The following is a 19,046-nucleotide window of genomic DNA, read 5'->3' on the forward strand; positions in this document are numbered from 1 at the left end:
TGTTCTGAAGCTAAAGAGAGGAGCCCGACCATGACTGACCCGAACTTGACCTCCATCGAAGCTCGCCCGCCGCTGCCGCCATTTACGCGAGAAACGGCGATCCAGAAAGTGCGCGCCGCCGAGGACGGCTGGAACACGCGCGACCCGCAGCGCGTCTCGCTCGCCTATACACCGCAAAGCGTCTGGCGCAATCGCGCCGAATTCGTGACGGGACGCGAAGCGATCGTCGCGTTCCTCGCGCGCAAGTGGGCGCGCGAACTCGATTACCGCCTCATCAAGGAACTGTGGGCCTATACCGACAACCGCATTGCCGTGCGTTTCGCCTACGAGTGGCACGATGATTCGGGTAACTGGTTCCGCTCGTATGGCAACGAGAACTGGGAGTTCGATGCGAATGGGCTGATGGCGCACCGCCACGCCTGTATCAACGACCTGCCGATCCGCGAGGCCGATCGCCTTTATCGCTGGCCGCTCGGCCGCCGTCCCGACGATCATCCCAGCCTGAGCGAACTCGGACTCTGAGCACCGCGTTCATCGCCACGACGCACTGGGCGGGCATGATGGGGAGCGCCAAAGGTGGACTACGCATCGAGTGTGAGCGCCGCGATCCGAGCAAAGCCTCGGTACTCGCGCGGGCGCGCTTGCTGTAGAGTTGGCAGTCGCCGGAAAGCAGAAAAACAGCAAACCATAACTAGACCCAGCAGACGCCCCGAATCGATTCGGCGAGCGAGAGGACGGAGAGCCCATGCGGTTTTGGCAAGTGCACTGTGGCAGGACAGGGAGAAAGACGATCACGAAGGCAGCGTTCATGCTGCTCATGCTCGGCGCGGCAACGGGGGCGCGTGCGGCCAATTGGTGCGGCGCGGGCCTCTGGGTCGACGCGATGGTCGGCTCGTATCACATCCATCCCGACAAGGATTTCGAGCAGTTCAACCCAGGGCTTGGCATCGAATGCTGGCCAAGCGAGCAATGGGCCGTCACGGCGGGCGGCTTTCGCAACTCGTTGCGCCGTCCGTCCTTCTACGGCGGCGGCGTCTGGGCGCCGGAATTTCTTCATTGGGGCTACGTGCGCCTCGCCGCGATGGGCGGCATCATCTCCGGCTACAACTACGGTAACTGGGGGCTCGGCCACAATCACACGATCGGCCCCGTGGCCGCGCCTATTGTGATGGTTGCGTATAAACGCGTAGGCGTGAACTTCATCGTCATCCCACCGATTCCATCCGACGATTTGCCATTCACGGTGGGGTTTCAGTTGCGGGTGAAGTTCTGAGTGTTTTATCACCGTCCAAAAAAGTTGCGACTTTTGGAAATCTACTGAAAAAAGACAATAGAGTCGCGACGTTTCATTCCATAATATGAAATGCGACCCGCTGACCCATGACGGGTGCGGACATCCACCTCCGGACATCTGCATCCGAAACTTTCGAAATTGCATGAAATTCCGTTTTTGAGTGATGAAAACGATTAGTCATCCGAAGTGAAAGTTACGACTTTCGTTGTCAGATGAGGCTTTCAAGGTTGGTCGGACGAGGCATCAGCTTACTGATTCGTCGGAGTAGCAGTTCTTCGTCGAGTAGTTAGCGCCGGCATACTATTGGATATTTGCACAGAGTGAAGCTAACTATCGATGACCGACGATCTGCGATGCAATTGGCGTAGAATGCGGTCCAGATATTGATAAGGTGATTTGTCTATTTCATACGAACTCACCCTTGGGTACGAACTTGTTTCTTATTGGTGAGGAATTCCAGGAGACAAAACTTTAGACGTCCGCGGGGAGGAGCCGACCGGATGGCACTTCAGCCGTTCTGAGATGCTGGATGGGCTTGACGCAGGAAATTCATGGTCAATCAGTGGTGATTGGAGTGGTATGCATTTTTTTGCCGCAAACTAACGGGATCAAAGATTAGGTTTGCATACGTTGTGTAGTCTGCCATCCCTCGCCATTGGTGAAGAAATACGGGATGGTGAGGATTTCCAGGGGATCGCGCACAAGGATAGCCGTATCCCCGAACACACTCACCTCAGCAATTGCTGGAACGGCGGATAGCGGTTATACCCTTAGAGCACTATGGGGCCGGGCGAATGCGATGACGCTTCAGTCAATGAGTTGAACACGACGGTGTCAATGTGCGCTGTCGATCCGTTTGCTCGGCTACTCACTAGGTGAAGGCGTTCGAGAAGGTGAGGATTTCCAGGGGAAGTGGCTGAACACCTTCCCGATATGCCTCACCTCGTCCCGTGCGCGAACGGCTGAAGGCGACCGTACTCCCGAGACTGCTCACCTCATCCTGTGCACAGGTAGTGGGAAGACCTACGAGTTTAGATGTATGAAAGGAAAATGAGTCGTTCAGCGATTGGCTTTGCGGATCATTTCCTCGCTGCTTGTCACTCTTTACGTGACCTGCCGCTAGCGTTGAGGAAAGAATGGTTGAGCTAAACGACCAAGGTCTACGACTAGGCCGAAGCGACCTGACGGACCGTTGCCGCATTCGATTGCAGCCTGGCGCGCGATTTCCTCACAACGCTGGGCGATTCTGGCCGTGATGTATCTCCCTGATGCTGCACGGTGCACCGCTGAACGGGATTCGCAAGACTGGGATGGCCTCGCGAAGTCGCCACTGCCGCCTTGCAGGACTGCCGCGCAGGCGTCGCATTATCACTGTCGCCAGAGGCAACGACCCTGAGGACAAGACGCTCGCAATGGATGGCCCTTGATATACTTTTGCTGCACAGCTAAAGCACTAAAAATAGCTAAATTAAAGCGAGAAACGCTTCTGAAACTGATCAGCAAGGCCCTAAATTTTGCCGAAAAATGATGTCTAACCCACGACCGAACGGTAGTCGCGGAGGCCGCCACGCCTACGAATTGGAGGTGTCTGACGAACTGTGTGCCGCGTTAGCCTCAGCGACTAACGGACAGATAGTGTCACGACGCGCCGAGATCGCTTTCGACCGCAACCTTCGCCTAAACCTGCTTCTGACTCTTCGTGTCGGCGAATACTCCGCCGAAGTTGCCGTTGAGACCGTACGCAACGCATATCCGCGCGATGTTCAGGCGGCGATTTGGCGGCTGAACGAGTATCAGATTAGTTCAAGGGAACGAATGACCGCTATCCCTCTCGTGGCAGCTGAATCGTTAAGCCCGGGGGCCCGGGATATGCTACGCAAGCGTGGAATCGGTTACTTCGAGCGCAACGGCAATCTTTATCTGAATCACGGTAGCTGGCTGGTCAATATCGAAAAGCCGCAGCCGGAAGTGGCTAAACGAGGTGTCACGTCACTTTTTTCCGAAGCACGTGAGATGGTTGTCCATGCCCTCCTGGTGAACCGTCATAAGTGGCTGACGGGGGGCGAACTAGCGGAGATTTCCCACACGTCGCAGTACACGTGCTCTGTCGTGCTCCAGGAACTGGAGCGACGCGAGTGGTCTGAGTCGAGCGGAAGCGGTCGCACGCTGCGCCGACGTCTTTCCAAACCGCGAGCACTGCTGGATGATTGGGCCGAGCACTGGAAGAAGCGCAGGAATGAGCGCACACGCTGGTACTGCTTCGTGGATCAGCCAAAGCGGATGCTTTCGCGTCTGACCGACGAAATCGACAAGGCTGGATTGTCCTTCCCGTGGGCATTCACTGGCACGTCCGCGGCGAACATCTATGCGCCGCTCCTCACCAGCACGGACACGACCGAAATTGTCGTACCACACAGGTCCGGCAAAGATCTCGCAATGGCCTTAGGGCTTAAGCCTGCTGAGAAGGGCGCGAATGTCACCTTGATCGAGCGGGATGGAACAAGTCTGCAGTTTCGCGATCTTCACCCCAACTATCCGTCATCGTATTTCGTTAGCCCGTTCATCCTCTACCTCGACTTGCTCGACGGCCGCGGAAGAAACAAGGAACTGGCAGAGAGCGTGCTCACTCGTCTGGATCTATAGATGGCTGGAATCAAACCGAAAACGGCAGATGGCTACAGACTGTTCGCTGGCGGCCGAGGGTGTGTCAAAACCCGCGCGATCACCTAGACCGAATCAATCTGTTAGCGCGAGAGGCGGAGACCCGCTCGCCCGGCTCCAATCGATCCGAATTCATTCCAAGACACATTGAGCAGCCAGCATCACGCCACTCGAAACCCGCCGATCGAAACACCTTGTCGAGCCCTTCGGCTTGCGGAGTGTATAGATCCTTGAGTCGATCTATCGCGATCTACACATTAATGTTCGCAAATGTCTACCACGTGCCGTTCCAGATAGCGGTAGTGAACCTTTCAATCTACGCGACGTCTCAGGTCACACATTTAAGCGTCACATCAGTCTCCGGCGACAGGTCGCGAAGCGGTTCGCGATAGCGGACATCGTCTCGGCAGTCGGAATGCACACGCGAATTTCCCCATCCAAAGTACCTAGTCCGTTGACATCACGCCTTAGTCGAACAGGAAGTCTGTTTGCGATAGGGTTGTCCGACAGCAGTCGGACGTCATTTTTGCCTACGACCTTGATGCGATCCGCATATATCCATAGTGAGGAAATGTCGCTTTTCGGGATTTTACCTATCAAGAAAATATTGACCTTGCCGCAATGCTCAACTAGAAGTCTAAAAGGTTCCGAATACTAACCAACAGAACGAGCACGGGATGACAAGAAAGGCTAAGCCGGTGGAGAAGCTCAATAACGTGAGTGACTCGAAACGCGTCGCACAGGCGTCTTTTCCCAAGGACATCGAACTGGTATTTGGGCTGGTTGGGCCGACTGGCGTTGATTTAACTGCTGTATGTAATGCACTCAAATCACAACTATCTGCAGTGGGATATGATCCAGTGGTTATTTCCTTGAGTGAATTGATCCCGGGGTATATCAAGGAGAAGTTTAAACCAGCTTCGGAATATGAGCGGATCAAAGAGTTGATGACCATTGGTACGAAGCTCAGAGCACGTACTAGGCAGGCTGATATTGTTGCCAGGCTTGGTGTCGCACGTATCCGTGCCGTTCGAGAAGAAAAATCCGGTGATCGAAAAAAGCCAGCATCTCGCGTTGCATACATCATTCGTTCGTTTAAACGACCAGAAGAGGTCGAACTTTATCGCGATGTATATGGTAAGGCATTCACGCTAATCTCTGTTTATTCCCCGAGGGTTGCCCGAATCAGGCACATGGAGCGCAAGTTCCTGAAATCATCAAGGACACGGAAGAAGGCGGGAGAGTACGCCGTCGAGTTGATCAACCGCGACTATGCAGAAGAAGATGGAAAGGACTACGGCCAGAGCGTAGGCGAAACGTTTCCGCTCGCGGACTATTTCGTTACCAGCGGACTGGCCTCCGAGATCGAGGGCAATATTCGCAGACTTGTCCGGCTCATTTTTGGCGACCCCTATATTTCGCCTACTCGCGATGAACAAGGCATGTTTTTCGCGCAGGCTGCCGCATTGCGTTCACTAGATTTGTCGAGACAGGTCGGGGCTGCGGTGATTACGCCGGATGGCGATCTCCTGTCGACAGGGTGCAATGAAGTGCCCAAGTTTGGTGGTGGTCTCTACTGGGAAGAAGACGAGCACTGTGCCAGAGATTTCGAGTTGGGCCACGACTCGAATATGACGATCAAACGGGAAATTGTCGAGGAAATGTTCGCGAAACTTCGCGAGGCCAATTGGCTTTCGGGTCAGGCGAAACAGAAAAGTGACGCTGAGTTGACCGACGAGAGTCTCACCGGGAATGGTAAATACCTGAAAAATTCAAAATTATTTGATGTAATTGAATTTGGTCGTGCTGTACATGCTGAAATGGCAGCAATAACTCAGGCGGCTAAGAATGGAATTTCATTGTCAGGTCATCGACTATTCTGCACAACTTTTCCGTGCCATATCTGTGCGCGACACATAATTTCCAGTGGCTTGTCAGAAGTTGTTTTTGTCGAGCCTTACGACAAGAGCCGAACCGGCGAGCTTTATGATGATTCTATTTCTATTGAGCCAGGTGAGTTGCCGCGAAATAAGGCTTCCTTTCGCGCGTTCGTAGGTGTGGCACCGCGTCGTTATATGGATTTATTTACGATGACCACTCAAAGAAAAAATGCGAAAGGCGAGATTCTGGATGGTGATGAAATTGCAAAACAACCAAAATTAAAGAGATTTGTTTTGACATATATTGTCGCCGAGGATATTATTATAACTAGTGCGGAGTCTGTTAACTGAGTGAGGTGTTAGTATGAATAATGACCAGATGTCCAGATTTCTGGCGCAATTCGAGGCTTCGAAAAAGGACGTAGCTCAGTGGCCGACATGGATGAAAGATGCGGCAGGCGTGGCCACAGCATCCTTTCCAGATAGTAAGGCTGCGGAACACAGGTCTGCGCAAAGTCAGCAAACCAAAACCCGAGATTGATTTGTCTTCACTTCGGTGCCTGTGACAGCAGGCACTGCATTACTCGTCTGGTTTAGATATGGTGCTCGACGCCCCGGGGCGACGGCTTCTCTGTCAAAACAATGGGGTGTGCTGCACGCGAGCATGAGTCGTGACCTGTCTGGCAGCAGACACAGTTCTATGAACGATGACTTGCCTCTATTTTTGCACGCCTAAATTTTCCGGTTTGGCGCGCTTGACGAAATGACTCCGTCAATATGAGAGATACCTGATGCGCAGCAGCTTCGGCGCATCGAATGCCTTACGGGCGTCCGTGACTTTCGTCGCGCTGTGGTTAAGCGTCTGCGCTTCGTTGTTAGCTACGTGCTGCTGCGAGTGAAAAGTTTGATATATTCACTATTCTCCAAAATAATCAAAATATCATGGAATTTGTCGAATCAAACATTAAGAAAAATAATTCTAAAATCCGGCATTCCATGGCTACATCGGTGACAAAAATGTTAAAGCAGTTTTCAGCCTACCAGTATCCCAAGACACTAGCTGATGCCATTGCATACGTACGTATGGATCCACCGGTGGATTATGCGAGTAAAGTGGAGTGGGATACAAATCGAGAAAAATTACGTGGCGAGTACAAAAAGTACGCGCTCACGGTCTTGCACGACTTGCTGAAAACCATTAGCACTCGTTCGCTGGAAGAGACAGAAGATTCAATCGACGCTGCGATGCTCCGACTTCAGTCGTTGGCTCCGGTGGATTGGACATTCGACAGACGTAGTACGAAAGACTACGGTGACGGTTCTCGAAGCTATGAACTGATTGGGGTTTATGCCGTGATCAACGCAAATGGTGCTTTCTCGTTTGTTGATCGGAAGGGCGAGAAGTGGCTCGAACAGCCGACGGCGACCGGTACCGCTTTTGTCAAACCGGAAGGAGCGAGATCCCGGGCCTAGCTTCCGCGGACGACCATCAGCCGGGCCCTGAAGGCGAGCGGGTTGTACGCGCCCGAGTTCAGTACGTACTCGTCGCCCATGTGAATCTCATAAGGGTGATCACTATACGTTGATTGGCAAATCGTTGTTCGAGTGCCATTCGGGCGAGCGCTCATCCTTTCAAAAGCGCGAGCATTGCTGAACGGCTTGAGCGATGCCCACTTGTCAGCTGACGCCTAGACGATAACCTCTATCTGTAAGCTACCCATGGGTTACGGCCAATTCGCGAACACATCGAGTTCATTCAGACCACCTGTCGGAGCATGAGAGGCAGTGTGATCATGGTTTCAACATCGATGAATTTCAGCGTGTCGATTTGCACTTCTCGGTTTTCTGGCGATTTCCACGCGGCTTCGGCCGCTTCGGTGCTTTCGAAAACGTAGACAGAAAGCGCATCGAAGTCGGGCGGAATGTGCGCATGAACGTCGCCTTCATTTGCCTTGCGGATCGGGTATTGTCGATATTCCTTCAGGCCGGGTAATTGTGCAGCGATGGGACCGTGCACGTTCTTGTAGTGATGCTCAAACTCGTCCGGTGTCATGCCCGGCGTGCGTTTAAACAGGAATGCGATGCTGTGCATAAATTGTCCTGTGAAGAAGGTGAGGAGGGCGGTTGCATGGCAACACGGATGTCCTGAACAGCTGACGATTCAGGGAGCGTAAGTAGCCGAAAATGCAGATGCGCGTCTGGATGTGACAGCGAATGGCCTCTCGCTGCCAGTTGAGTTGGAGGGCCGTCGACACTCGGAGCTGTCGTAGTGGGGGCGGTTTGTTTGAACGTACGCCTAGTCACGCTTCCATTGCAAGCTACCAAGGTGCATTCGAACGCTTTCACGTGCAATTTCAAAACAGCGGAAAGTAGCGCACTTCCGAAAAGCCGGGCTGACGTTCGTGGCACAGTCAAGACGGCACTCCTGGCGCAGACCTCCCCGTCCCCTCGTTCTAAGATCTTCTCCACGCGGCGCGGCTTTCATCCGTTTCCGCGTCAATCGAACCTGACCGGCCAAGCACACGAGGCTGGCATTATCGGAGACATTCATGAACGACACGGCACTCGATCGCCATTTGATCCTCGAAGCGCTTGCCCGCTATACCTGGGGCTACGACGAAGGGGATTTCGATCTGCTAGCAGACGCGTTCGTCGCGGACGCTACGACACAGGGCAAGGTTGCCAAGACAGACATTGGCTGGGGGCCGATGAAAGGCCGCACTGAAATTGTCAACGTATTGAAGACCATCCGCGATGGCCAGACAGATCAACGGCGTCATTGCATTCACACGGTTCGTTTTCACAGTCAGACCGGCTCGCAGGCTGATTTTTCGTGCTACATGCATGTCACCGGTGCGAAAAATGGTGGTATCTCGATCGTCACTGCAGGGTGGTATCGCGTGCAGGTTGCGAAGGAAAACGATGGATTCTGGAGAATAGTCAACATGGATGCGATGTTGGACGCACCGTTCTGAGCTGGCATCTTGACGTGATATCCGATGGCCTAAAACAACATATCAGGAGACAGGCGATGCTGGAACTCGAAGGGAAAGTAGCTGTTGTGACCGGTGCGGGAAGCGGAATTGGGCGAGGGTGTGCCTTGGTTCTCGCGCGGCACGGTGCCGATGTCGTTGTTGCCGATCTGAATCTAGACGCTGCGCGGAACACTGCCGCTGAAATCGCGGGACTGGGCAGGCGCGCCATGGGCTTGCAGCAGGATGTCGGCAACATCGAATCGCATCAACTCGTGCTGGATGAGGCGATTGCGGCATTCGGAGCTGTCGACATCCTCGTCAATAACGCAGGTGTCGCGAGTCAGGCTAAGTTTGAAGCGGTCACAGAAGAGGATTGGGACCGCATGAACGACATCAATAGCAAGGCGTTGTTTTTCTCGTGCCAAACATACGGCAAATACTTTGCGAGTCGACGTTCCGGCAAAATCGTCAATATCACGTCATTCTGTGGGAAAGAAGCGATCGTCGAGTACGCGCCGTATTGCGCATCCAAGTTCAGTGCAACGGGGCTGACCCAGTCGCTCGCAAAGGAACTGGCCGCTTTCAACGTCAATGTCAACGCGGTGTGCCCGGGCATCGTGCGCACGCGGATGTGGGATGGCCTCGCAGACGACCAGTGGGATCTGCAAGTTAAAAAAATCCCGCTTGGGCGCGGCCAGACGCCGGATGACATTGGCGAGGCCGCAGCGTTCCTTGCTTCGGAACGCGCCAGGAATATCACTGGTGCGAGCCTCGGTGTGACCGGCGGCTTGTCCATCTGGTAATTCATCTGTTTTAATTCCGGCGCTCATCTCTCTCTGATATGAGCGCGTCGCTCACTTCCGCTCGCCGACGCGTTCTTTGCTGCGTCCTTCTCGACGATCTTCGTCGCGCCCCAATTATTAAATTCGCTGGATGGTTCCGCCTTGCCGAGCGCGGCGGACGGGCCTGCTCCGCCATTGAAAGCCGCGAGACGATGCCAGCGGGCATAGGGTAAACCGAAATTCAACTATCCCGCATGGGTCCTATAATCGATCAGTATTGGTAAATAGCAAAACAACTCGCTTATAACCAATGGCGAGTCTCTCTGTACTGTTCCGGTGATGAAGCAGATCTCGACTTCGACGTTCCCCGCATCCTCGCGACTCGACTTTTGGCAGGACCTGGTCTGCCGTACCTATGCTGAAGTCGAGTGTGCTCCGCTTAGCGCGGCATTTGATGCGAGTGTTGGCATTTGCGATCTTGGAACGGTGCAATTGACCGATGTCGGTTCGTCCCCCGTCGATTACGTGCGCTCAGACGAGTCCATTCGGCGCGTCCCCAGCGACCACTTTCAACTCTGTCTGATTCAGTCAGGCCGTGCCACGATCGCACAGGCGGGACGAGAGGCAAAGCTGGGGCCGGGTGATCTCGCGCTGTTCGATGCAGCAAGGCCGTACGCCTTGCGATTCAACGATACCTATCGGTCACTCCATCTGAATTTGCCGCGGCGTTTGTTGTCGGCACGCGTAAGCGGGGTCGACGCGTTCACCGCTCATTGTTTGTCTGGAACGACTCGACTCGGGGCATTTGCGGGGAGCATGCTTCGCGAGGCGGTGGCGCTCGGATCTCTCGATGACAGCGCGCTGACGACGCGATTGAACAGCGCAATCGTCGATATTATTGGCGCCGCAATTGACGGTGAACTGCGAGCGCCGGTTGGCGGCGATTCGAGACATGCAAGTGTGGCTGCGCGAATCCGCCGGTACATGCATGACAATCTTGAAGACGCGGCACTTGATATTGAGTCCATCGCAACGGCTTGCCATGTTGCGCCCCGCACGGTTCACCGTGCATTTGCCGCAGAAGGCACAACTGCGATTCGATGGCTATGGCAACAGCGGCTTGAGATGAGCTATCGGCTTTTGGAGGAGCGGCAGGTTTCGCAGGTCTCCGAAGTTGCGATTCGCTGTGGATTCAGCGACTTTTCGCATTTCGCGCGTGTCTTCAAAAGAGCATACGGCGTGGCACCCAATCGTGTGCTGCGCGGTGAAGCTTAGGTCAAGCCTCATTCATGCCGGTCGGTATGCCGGAATTTCCGGCATACCATGCACTATCCTGGTTGCAGATTAAAAACCGCGTTCGTACGGGCTTGTTGCTCGTGCATATGTCTGGATCGGCAATTCCAGCGTCACGTTGGCTGCGCGAGCCGCGTTGATCAGCCAGAACGGATTGCGCAGTAGTTCTCGGCCCATGAATACGATATCCGCAGCACCGCTGCTCACGATGGATTCAGCGAGTTCACTGGAAGTAATCGAGCCGACGGCGGCGGTTGGAATATCGACCGTGCGGCGGATTGTCTTCGCATACTCGACCTGATATCCGGGCGTGATCGGAGCCGGATAGCCGGGCACGATATTGCCCGAAGAGGCCTCAATCATATCCACGCCGACCGCCTTCAGTTGCTTTGCTAGCCACAAAGATTCTTCCTGTGTGACACCGCCATCGATCAGGTCCGTTGCCGACATACGGACGATCAAGGGCTTTTCTTGAGGCCAGGCTTCGCGGACGGCTCGCGTGACTTCCAGGGTGAAACGTGCGCGATTTTCAAGTGAACCGCCGTATTCATCGGTACGCCGATTCGCGATCGGTGCGAGAAATGAGTGAAGCAGATAGCCATGTGCGGCGTGGATTTCGATGCAATCGAAGCCAGCTGCCTCCGCGCGTACGGTTGCTCGCCTGTAGGCTTCGACAATAGCGGCGATACCGTCCGTGTCGAGTTTTACTGGCTGTTTGCTCTGGCCGTCGTAGGCGATCTCCGATGGCCCGAAGATTGGTTGTTCGAGCACAGCCTTTCGTCCCGCATGCGCGAGTTGGACCCCGATTTTTCCGCCAGTTGCGTGTACGAAGTCCGTCAGCCTGCGCAGGCCGGCTGCCTGATCATCCGACCAGATGCCTAGGTCGCGATGACTAATGCGCCCGGCTGGTTCGACTGCGATGACCTCCGTCATGATCAGGCCGAGGCCGCTAAGTGCGCGCGCGCCATAGTGCACGAAGTGCAGGTCGGTCAGCATGCCGTTGTCGCCGGCCAGATACATCAACATCGGTGACATCGCGATGCGGTTGTTGACGGTCATGCCCCGCAAGCGGAACGGCTGGAAGATGTTGCTCATGATATTGACTCGTGGTTTGTTGACGCGCTGCGCTTAGCGGGCAATGAATCCGCCGTCAACTGACAGGCAGTGTCCTGTGACGAACGACGACGCGTCAGAACAGAGCCATGCAATCGCCTGGGCCATTTCCTCGGGCTGGCCGAGGCGGCCCATGGGATGAGCGTTGCCGGCAGCCTCGAATTCGGCCGTACCGGGTTTGAGTTTCAGCCCTTGTTCGGTTAGCAGCGGAGTCTGGGTGAATCCGGGGCAAATGGCGTTGATGCGAACACCAAGCTGAGCGGTCTCAAGCGCTGCCGCCTTCGTCAGTCCGGCAACTCCGTGTTTCGAGGCAGTATAGGCCGCGTAGTTTGCCCCTGCAGTCAGGCCCCAGATCGAACAAGTATTGACGATCGCGCCGCGGCGCTGTGGGATCATCAGCTTTAGTGCTTCCTGCATGCACGCAAACACGCCGGTCAGATTGATCGAGAAGATGTCCCGTGCAGCTTGAAGCGGAAAGTCGGCAATAGATGCGATAGGGCCGGTGATGCCCGCGTTGTGGATCGAGTAGTCGATGCGATCGCATTGCTCGCGGATTGTTCGAAAGAGCGCATGAATCGACGAATCGCTGCCGATATCGCAGTGGACTGCGTGTGCATTGCCGCCTGCGTCATTGATTTCGTGTGCGACCGCATTCGCATGTTCGAGATTGATATCGGCGACGAAGACGGTGGCTCCACAATCACCGAGCAGGATAGAGGTTGCGCGACCGATTCCGGAACCGCCGCCGGTCACGACGGCGACCTTGTCTTGCATCTGATACATGATTTTGTCTCCAATGTTGTAGTGATACCTGCCGCGCGGCGATCGTGCCGCGCGTTCTTTCAACTGGCGTTCGCGCTGGGATAGTCGGTGTAGCCTGACTCGCCACCCGCGTACCAGCCCGTCGGCCGCGCCTCTGCGAGCGGCAAGCTGAATTTGATGCGTGTTGCGAGATCGGGATTGGCGAGAGCCAGACGGCCGAAAGAGATCATCTGCACGACGCCATCGCGCAGTAGATGATTGCCTTGCTCGATAGAGATCCCGCCGTTGGCAATGATTGCGCCATCGAAGCGGGGACGCACAATATCCAGGATGCGTGGCAGGTCAGGCTGTCCGAACCAGCCGTTCATGTCGGCAATGTGCACGTAGCCAATGCCGTGCTCGTTCAACATCGTCGCGACATGAGAATAGAGCGCCTCGCTTTCCGATTCCTGCGGATTGTTGTAAGTGGTGAAGGGAGACAGGCGTACGCCGATACGCGACGAAGGCAGTACCTGTGCAACAGCCTCCACGATCTCGGACAGGAAGCGCGCGCGATTGGCGATCGAGCCGCCGTACTGATCTTCACGCGTGTTTACGACGGGGGAGAGGAACTGATGCGGCAGGTAGCCGTTTGCTGCGTGGATTTCCACACCGTCGAAGCCCGCGCGACTTGCATTTTCCGCTGCCCGTCGGTATGCATCGATCGTGCCTTTGACTTCGTCGGTTGTCATCGCGCGCGATGGCGTTGCTGCGATCTGTACATATCGCCCGTTCGCGAGCAGGCCCCAGACACTGAGCTTCGCCAGATCATCGTTGTATCCCGACGGGGAGACTGGCATCTCGCCACCCAGTGTGCCTGCCGCACCGACGCGGCCGCCGTGCCACAGTTGCAGGAAGATACGGCCACCGTTGGCGTGTACTCCTTCCACAACCCGTTTCCAACCCGTAACCTGTGCGTCGGACCAGATGCCCGGTGCGTGTTCGAAGGCGCGCGAGTTGGGGGCGACGTCGGTTGCCTCGGTGACGATAAGCCCGTTGCCGGCGCGCTGGGCGTAGTAGGTGGCGTTCAGTTCGGTTGGAACATCGCCGTCGCCCGCGCGGGCGCGGGTCAGCGGCGCCATCGCAATGCGGTTCGGCAATTCCAGGTCGCCGATCCGGATGGGATCGATCAGCGTCGTCATGCGTGTCTCCTAGGTGGGGTAATGTGCTCCAGTTGCTATCTGGAAGACTAAGCAACGCGTGCGAGAGGCGCTCGTTCACCGGTGCCATTCGCGCTGGCTTGCGCGTGCCATTGCCGCGTTGCCCAGAGGCCAGGTCAGGCTTCGTTGGTGATCGGCGTACCAAGCAAGGGCATACGCGCGAGCATCGCCTTCATCGCCAGCGCATCCCACGGCAGGTGTTCGGTGATGCCGATACCGACGACATCGGCGACTTGCGCGACATCACCGATCAGGCGCGTGACCTGTTCAATGGTCATCGAACCTTGTGCGATGCCGTCGAAAGCGTTTGGTGGCGCTTCGGGGTTCGCAAACAGCAGGGAGCGGAACCGGCTTGCATCGAGTACGTCCAGATCGAAATGAATCGCGACGTGCTTCGCTCCGATTTCATTTAGCCAATGCAGCACGGGGCGACTATCAGACGCCAGCTCACGTGGTCCAGCATGCCGCAGGCCAAGGCGCGCAATCATGGCAGTCTCCGCCTCCAGCGTTTCGTTAAGGCCGGCGTACATCACATGAGATGGGCGTAACGGCCGGCGAACGGCGCTTGTGAAGTCGGGATCGCCTTCGCCAAGCAGATTGCCAAGAACCATTGCGTGCGCATGCGAGAAATCGCGTGGCGTCATGATGTCCGGATGTGCATCAATCCATAACACGGCGAGTTCACCCTCGTAACGCTCGTTCAGGTAGGCGAACGGCGCGAGGTCGACCAGACAGTCGCCCCCCAGTACCGCAATGCGTTCGGGCTGGTGTCGTGCTATGCATGCTTCCGCGGCGCGAAGTTGGGCGAGCAGTTCACTGCGCCCGACGATGCCGTCTTCAATTTGGAGCTGGCGCCCGTCAGGCGGAGCGACTGCGACCGTCTCGACTGGTCCGCTCGCGGGGGGCGCCAGCCAGTCAAGCAACTGCGCTCCGAAGTGATAGGGCGCGTTGTTCCCACCCTGCCATTGGGGCATCAACAGGCGAAGGGTGGTTTGGGGGCTCGATTTTGTCATGGGGTTCTCCGGAGTCAGACCGACAGCGTCACAGAAACCCTCGAAGCCGACTTTTCCCCGGCAGCCAATTCGTGTGCCGTGGGTGCCACACTTGCCACCGTTTCCGGCGAAGGTATTTGAAGCGCGCGAATATTCCAACTGGCACGGTTGGCACAACTGGCACATCCGCATTGGCGGTCAGGGGCGAGTCGCGGCTTTTGTTTTGCGTAATCCTGTCTCTATGCGTCGCATGTTGTGGTGCATGACCCGTTAGCGCATGAAGCCTTTCGACAACGATAGTCGGCGTGTAACGGAAAACAAAATAAAGCAATGGCTTGGAGAGAGACTCGATGAAACGTCAGCGAACGGGCTATTGGCCCGCGTTCCGAAATTCATCCTATGAATTTCGGAATCCTACCAAATTTAACTACTCATCGCGATTGATAGCGATGTGTCTGCTGTGCGGTGCGATATCAGCACCGGCATATGCACAAAGCCGTGTGACGCTATACGGATCCATTGACCTCGGGGTTGACTTCGCGAGCAATGTCGGTGGCAGCCATCAAGCTCAGATGTCAAACGCTGTTGGAACCGCCACGATGTGGGGCATTCTTGGCGAAGAGGATCTCGGAGGTGGCTATGCCACGGTGTTTCGCCTCGAAAGCGGATTCAATGCCGCAAATGGGGCAGCGGGCGGCGGACTTGCATTCAGCCGACAGGCCTATGTCGGTGTGCGCAGCGACGAATTCGGCACACTGAGTCTTGGACGTCAGTGGTCACCGATGACGGATTTGATTTCACCGCTGTCGCTCAATGGGGTGTACGGCGGCTGGTATGCGTCGCACCCGAACGACCTGGATAACCTGAATTACACGTTTTCGATACCGAACGCGGTGAAGTACGTGAGCCCCACGATTGGCGGTTGGGTCGCCGAAGCGATGTATGCGTTCGGCGGGCAGGCGGGACAGTTTTCTGCGAACGCCGTGTTCAGTGGTGCGCTTGCATGGACTCAGGGCGGATTCACGATCGGCGCCGCGTACCTGCAGATTAACGATCCGCAAACCACGGTAATTGGCTACCAGAGTGGCGGCGGATACATCAACACGGTATATGGCGCAGATCTGGTCGATGCACATAGCCAGCGCATTGCCGGCGTTGGTGCGACCTATAGCTTCGGGCCGGTCCAGATCTTCGGCAATCTCACCCAGGTTGATTTTCCCCAGCGTTCGACGTCACTCGATACGCGTTTCCGCAACGCCGAACTGTCGGTCGCGTACCGGCTGAATCCTGCCACGGTTGCGTACGGAGGCTTCACCTATACGGAAGGCCATGCCCCGCTATTGGATCAAAAGACGCGTTATCGCCAGATCAATCTGGGCGTCGACTACAGCCTGTCCAAGCGTACCAGTGTCTATGCGGATGCAGTGTGGCAATCGGCGGGTGGTGGTGTCCCAGCTCAGATAGCTGGACTCGATGCGTCGTCAAACAGCCGTCAGGCCGTTGGCCATGTCGGCATCAAGCACTTCTTCTGAACCTGCCGGGAGAATCATTATGACAATGTTCGATCAACAGAAGTCCATCCAGAGCCTGCACGGCGTGCCAGTCGGGCGGATCTTTGGCGCAGCATTCATCACGCAGTTCTGCATGGGGCTTGAGTGCCTGTTCAGAATCAATGCGGCCACAAGTATTAAGGCCGAATTTTTCGACGTAGTGGACCCGTTGACGTCGGGCGTCCATATCGGCGAAATACTCGGCGTGCTGTTTCTCGGATTTGCGATTGCCAACTTTGTGATGGCGGCGTTCGTGGACGTCATTGGCATGAAGCGTCTGCACGCGCTCAGCCTGGTTGCCTATCTGGTCGGCACGGCGGTGATCTGCATCGCGCGTCCTGGCAGCGCATCGGCGTATTGGCTGCTCTGGGGGGGATCGCTGCTGCAGGGGTTGGCCTGGGGTTCAATTGAGAGCGTATTGAATCCTCTTGTTGTAAGCCTGTATCCGACGCGCAAGGTGGCGAAACTGAACCTTTTCCACGCAGCTTATGCGCTCGGTATGCTGAGCGCTGCGCCCATCTGCGTGTTGATTGCGCGGTATGGACCGGGATGGCGGTTCCAGCTCGCTCTTGTTTTTATACCTGCCGCAATTGCCTTGCTGCTGATTTCACGGCTTTCCTATCCGCCGAGCGAACGCATTGTGCATGGCGTATCGTTTCTTGGCATGTTCCGACGCACGCTGACGAGCCCGCTGTTTTATCTGTGTCTTTGCGCAATGTTCTTTACCACGGCAAGCGAACTGGTGCCGAGTAGCTGGATGGATTTGACATTGACAAAGGTGGTCGGTATTCAGGGGTTCTGGCTCGTCGCGTTTATCTATTCGATGCATGTTGTCGTCCGGTTGTTCGCCGGGTGGCTCAACCGCCATCTTGGATCGGCTGGCATTTTGATGTTGGCTTCGATGTTCGTGCTTGTGGGGTTGCTGGTGCTGAGTCACGCTCATGATCCGATGCGTGGCCTGATCGGTGCGATGCTGTTCGGCATGGGAACCGCAGTGATGTGGCCAACTGCGCTCGCGGCGGCGTCCGAGCGTTTCCCGGCCGGCGGTTCGTTTGCGATCGGCGCGATTGCATCGGCGGGCATGTTGTCGACCTATGTGTTAATGCCGGTATTCGGAGCCTTGTTTGATCGGGCACGCATTCATGCTGCTGGAGGTGAGGCGGCATTTAAGGCGCTGACCCCATCTTCGCCAGCGTTTGATCACGCCATGGTCGCGGCGGCCACGTCAATCTTTCAGTGGGCGGCTGTGATGCCCGCTCTGACGCTGGTGTTCTTCGCGGCGCTCCGTTGGCACGACAGTCGCCGACGCTCTCACCGAGACGAACTCGCCGGCGCAGCTGTGCTGTCTGAATAATAGATCCAGTACATCAGGGCAGACTTTCCCACTGGTCGTGGCACGCGCAGAACAGTAGCTGGCACGCAAAGAATACTTTCGGGCGGCGATTTGCTTTATTGTGAAAACTGCCGACAGTCCGTGAGGCGCACGTCGATGATGACGTGCGCCTTGGTTTTGGGGGCTGTTGCCAGGTGCGGTCACTACTTGTAGCGAGGAAGAGATGGATAGCGTTCAAAATTCGACCGTGGTCGACGAACTGGATTGTGTGGCACGCTGGGAACAGGCGGTTTGCCGATCGCAGATCCAGGTACAGACGCATCCGCTCGGTGCAGGTGCATTCAACGGCCGGTTGTCTGCCCGAAATTTTGGGGCGGTATTGCTTCGCCATTTTCACTCGACACCTGTGCGCTATATCCGCAGCGAAAGTGAAATCGACAGCAACCCTGTCGACAATTATGAAATCTCACTGACACTGACCGGCAAGACAATCATCACACAAAACGACAGGGAAATCGTACAACGTCCAGGCGATATTGTGATCTTTGATACTGCGCGGCCATTCGACTACGCGTTACCGGATGGCGACGATCAACTGGTCATCGACGTGCCGAGAACACTCCTTCAGCAATATCTGCCGAATGCTGATGAAGTCGTCGGCGAAGTGCTCAGCGGGGCGTCGACATTCGGTCGTCTCGTTGGGACGATGTTTCGCGATGTTGGTATGTCGGACAATGGAACCGCGCCCGCCGTTGCTGGGCGCGTCGGTATTGCAATCGTCGACCTTGTTGCCACCGCGTTTGACGTTGAATTCGGCGCGACTGCGTGCGTGCCACTTGGAAAACCCAATGCGCTTGCGCGAATCAAGGCTTTCATACTCGACGAATTGACGGATCCATCGCTTGATGTCGAGACGATTGCGTCGGCTAACAATCTTTCGGTACGCTCACTGCACCGTCTGTTTGGTGCAGAGGGCACGACGGTTATGCGCTGGCTTTGGCAGCAGCGGCTTTGTGCAAGTTACAAGGCTCTGGCGGAAGGTCGCTGTCATCGAGTGAGCGATGTCGCGATGCAGTGTGGCTTCACCAATTTTTCGCATTTTGCGAGAACGTTCAAGCAGACCTTTGGTGTGCTACCTCAGTCATTGCTCCGCTCGCGCCTGCAATAGGACGCGATTCTCCCTGCACTTTTTATTTGGATGCCGCGGTCGCG

At 55.9% G+C, this 19,046-nt stretch carries 16 protein-coding genes and 1 pseudogene; 11 read left to right on the top strand and 6 right to left on the bottom strand.

The genetic code is table 11. The annotated features are described in order from the left end of the window. Nucleotides 1–30: 30 nt before the first annotated feature. The 3 genes from U5782_RS33970 (at nucleotide 31) to U5782_RS33980 (ending at nucleotide 3,937) form a co-directional block, all read left to right on the top strand. Entirely contained in the window at nucleotides 31–522 is a 492-nt protein-coding gene (locus U5782_RS33970) for a nuclear transport factor 2 family protein (protein WP_322048233.1), read from the top strand. Between the two features lie 286 nt (nucleotides 523–808). Next, a complete protein-coding gene (locus U5782_RS33975) occupies nucleotides 809–1,273 on the top strand; it encodes a hypothetical protein (protein WP_322048234.1) in 465 nt (154 codons plus the stop codon). A 1,605-nt stretch (nucleotides 1,274–2,878) separates the two neighbouring features. Beyond that, nucleotides 2,879–3,937 (top strand): type IV toxin-antitoxin system AbiEi family antitoxin, encoded by a 1,059-nt coding sequence (locus U5782_RS33980; protein ID WP_322048235.1) that lies wholly within the window; start codon nucleotides 2,879–2,881, stop codon nucleotides 3,935–3,937. 82 nt (nucleotides 3,938–4,019) lie between these two features. On the opposite strand, the pseudogene U5782_RS33985 reads toward U5782_RS33980, so the two are convergent. Further along, nucleotides 4,020–4,169, bottom strand: a pseudogene (locus U5782_RS33985) (aconitase family protein); the annotation flags it as partial. A gap of 463 nt (nucleotides 4,170–4,632) precedes the next feature. Here U5782_RS33985 and U5782_RS33990 point away from each other — a divergent pair. Continuing rightward, entirely contained in the window at nucleotides 4,633–6,186 is a 1,554-nt protein-coding gene (locus tag U5782_RS33990; RefSeq protein ID WP_322048236.1) for an anti-phage dCTP deaminase, read from the top strand. A 591-nt stretch (nucleotides 6,187–6,777) separates the two neighbouring features. After that, nucleotides 6,778–7,308, top strand: a complete 531-nt coding sequence (locus U5782_RS33995; RefSeq protein ID WP_322048237.1) for a hypothetical protein — start codon at nucleotides 6,778–6,780, stop codon at nucleotides 7,306–7,308. 283 nt (nucleotides 7,309–7,591) lie between these two features. On the opposite strand, the gene U5782_RS34000 is transcribed toward U5782_RS33995, so the two are convergent. Beyond that, complete coding sequence (locus U5782_RS34000; protein WP_322048238.1) at nucleotides 7,592–7,927, bottom strand: EthD family reductase; 336 nt, start codon at nucleotides 7,925–7,927, stop codon at nucleotides 7,592–7,594. Between the two features lie 457 nt (nucleotides 7,928–8,384). Here U5782_RS34000 and U5782_RS34005 point away from each other — a divergent pair, with 457 nt between their 5' ends. From U5782_RS34005 to U5782_RS34015, 3 genes are all read left to right on the top strand, one after another. Continuing rightward, nucleotides 8,385–8,810 (top strand): nuclear transport factor 2 family protein, encoded by a 426-nt coding sequence (locus tag U5782_RS34005; RefSeq protein ID WP_322048239.1) that lies wholly within the window; start codon nucleotides 8,385–8,387, stop codon nucleotides 8,808–8,810. 56 nt (nucleotides 8,811–8,866) lie between these two features. Continuing rightward, nucleotides 8,867–9,613, top strand: a complete 747-nt coding sequence (locus tag U5782_RS34010) for an SDR family NAD(P)-dependent oxidoreductase (protein ID WP_322048240.1) — start codon at nucleotides 8,867–8,869, stop codon at nucleotides 9,611–9,613. A 318-nt stretch (nucleotides 9,614–9,931) separates the two neighbouring features. After that, the gene (locus tag U5782_RS34015; protein ID WP_322048241.1) at nucleotides 9,932–10,867 is read left to right on the top strand and encodes a helix-turn-helix domain-containing protein; all 936 of its coding nucleotides are present in this window, start codon (nucleotides 9,932–9,934) and stop codon (nucleotides 10,865–10,867) included. A 69-nt stretch (nucleotides 10,868–10,936) separates the two neighbouring features. On the opposite strand, the gene U5782_RS34020 is transcribed toward U5782_RS34015, so the two are convergent. The 4 genes from U5782_RS34020 to U5782_RS34035 all read right to left on the bottom strand — a co-directional run bounded on the left by U5782_RS34020 (nucleotide 10,937) and on the right by U5782_RS34035 (nucleotide 14,972). Further along, complete coding sequence (locus U5782_RS34020; RefSeq protein WP_322048242.1) at nucleotides 10,937–11,980, bottom strand: NADH:flavin oxidoreductase/NADH oxidase; 1,044 nt, start codon at nucleotides 11,978–11,980, stop codon at nucleotides 10,937–10,939. Nucleotides 11,981–12,013: 33 nt separating this feature from the next. Continuing rightward, nucleotides 12,014–12,781: a glucose 1-dehydrogenase gene (locus tag U5782_RS34025; protein WP_321883350.1), complete on the bottom strand. Its 768-nt coding sequence runs from the start codon at nucleotides 12,779–12,781 to the stop codon at nucleotides 12,014–12,016. Between the two features lie 59 nt (nucleotides 12,782–12,840). Next, a complete protein-coding gene (locus U5782_RS34030) occupies nucleotides 12,841–13,941 on the bottom strand; it encodes an alkene reductase (protein WP_322048243.1) in 1,101 nt (366 codons plus the stop codon). A 134-nt stretch (nucleotides 13,942–14,075) separates the two neighbouring features. Beyond that, nucleotides 14,076–14,972 (bottom strand): arginase family protein, encoded by an 897-nt coding sequence (locus U5782_RS34035; RefSeq protein ID WP_322048244.1) that lies wholly within the window; start codon nucleotides 14,970–14,972, stop codon nucleotides 14,076–14,078. Nucleotides 14,973–15,301: 329 nt separating this feature from the next. Here U5782_RS34035 and U5782_RS34040 point away from each other — a divergent pair, with 329 nt between their 5' ends. From U5782_RS34040 to U5782_RS34050, 3 genes are all read left to right on the top strand, one after another. Beyond that, entirely contained in the window at nucleotides 15,302–16,483 is a 1,182-nt protein-coding gene (locus U5782_RS34040; protein WP_322048245.1) for a porin, read from the top strand. A 19-nt stretch (nucleotides 16,484–16,502) separates the two neighbouring features. After that, the gene (locus tag U5782_RS34045; protein WP_322048246.1) at nucleotides 16,503–17,855 is read left to right on the top strand and encodes an MFS transporter; all 1,353 of its coding nucleotides are present in this window, start codon (nucleotides 16,503–16,505) and stop codon (nucleotides 17,853–17,855) included. Between the two features lie 202 nt (nucleotides 17,856–18,057). Next, nucleotides 18,058–19,002, top strand: coding sequence for a helix-turn-helix domain-containing protein (locus U5782_RS34050; protein ID WP_322048247.1), 945 nt, complete (start codon nucleotides 18,058–18,060; stop codon nucleotides 19,000–19,002). Nucleotides 19,003–19,046: the final 44 nt, after the last annotated feature.

It is taken from the genome of Paraburkholderia sp. J67, assembly GCF_905220265.1.
In the GTDB taxonomy this organism is placed as follows: Bacteria; Pseudomonadota; Gammaproteobacteria; order Burkholderiales; family Burkholderiaceae; genus Paraburkholderia.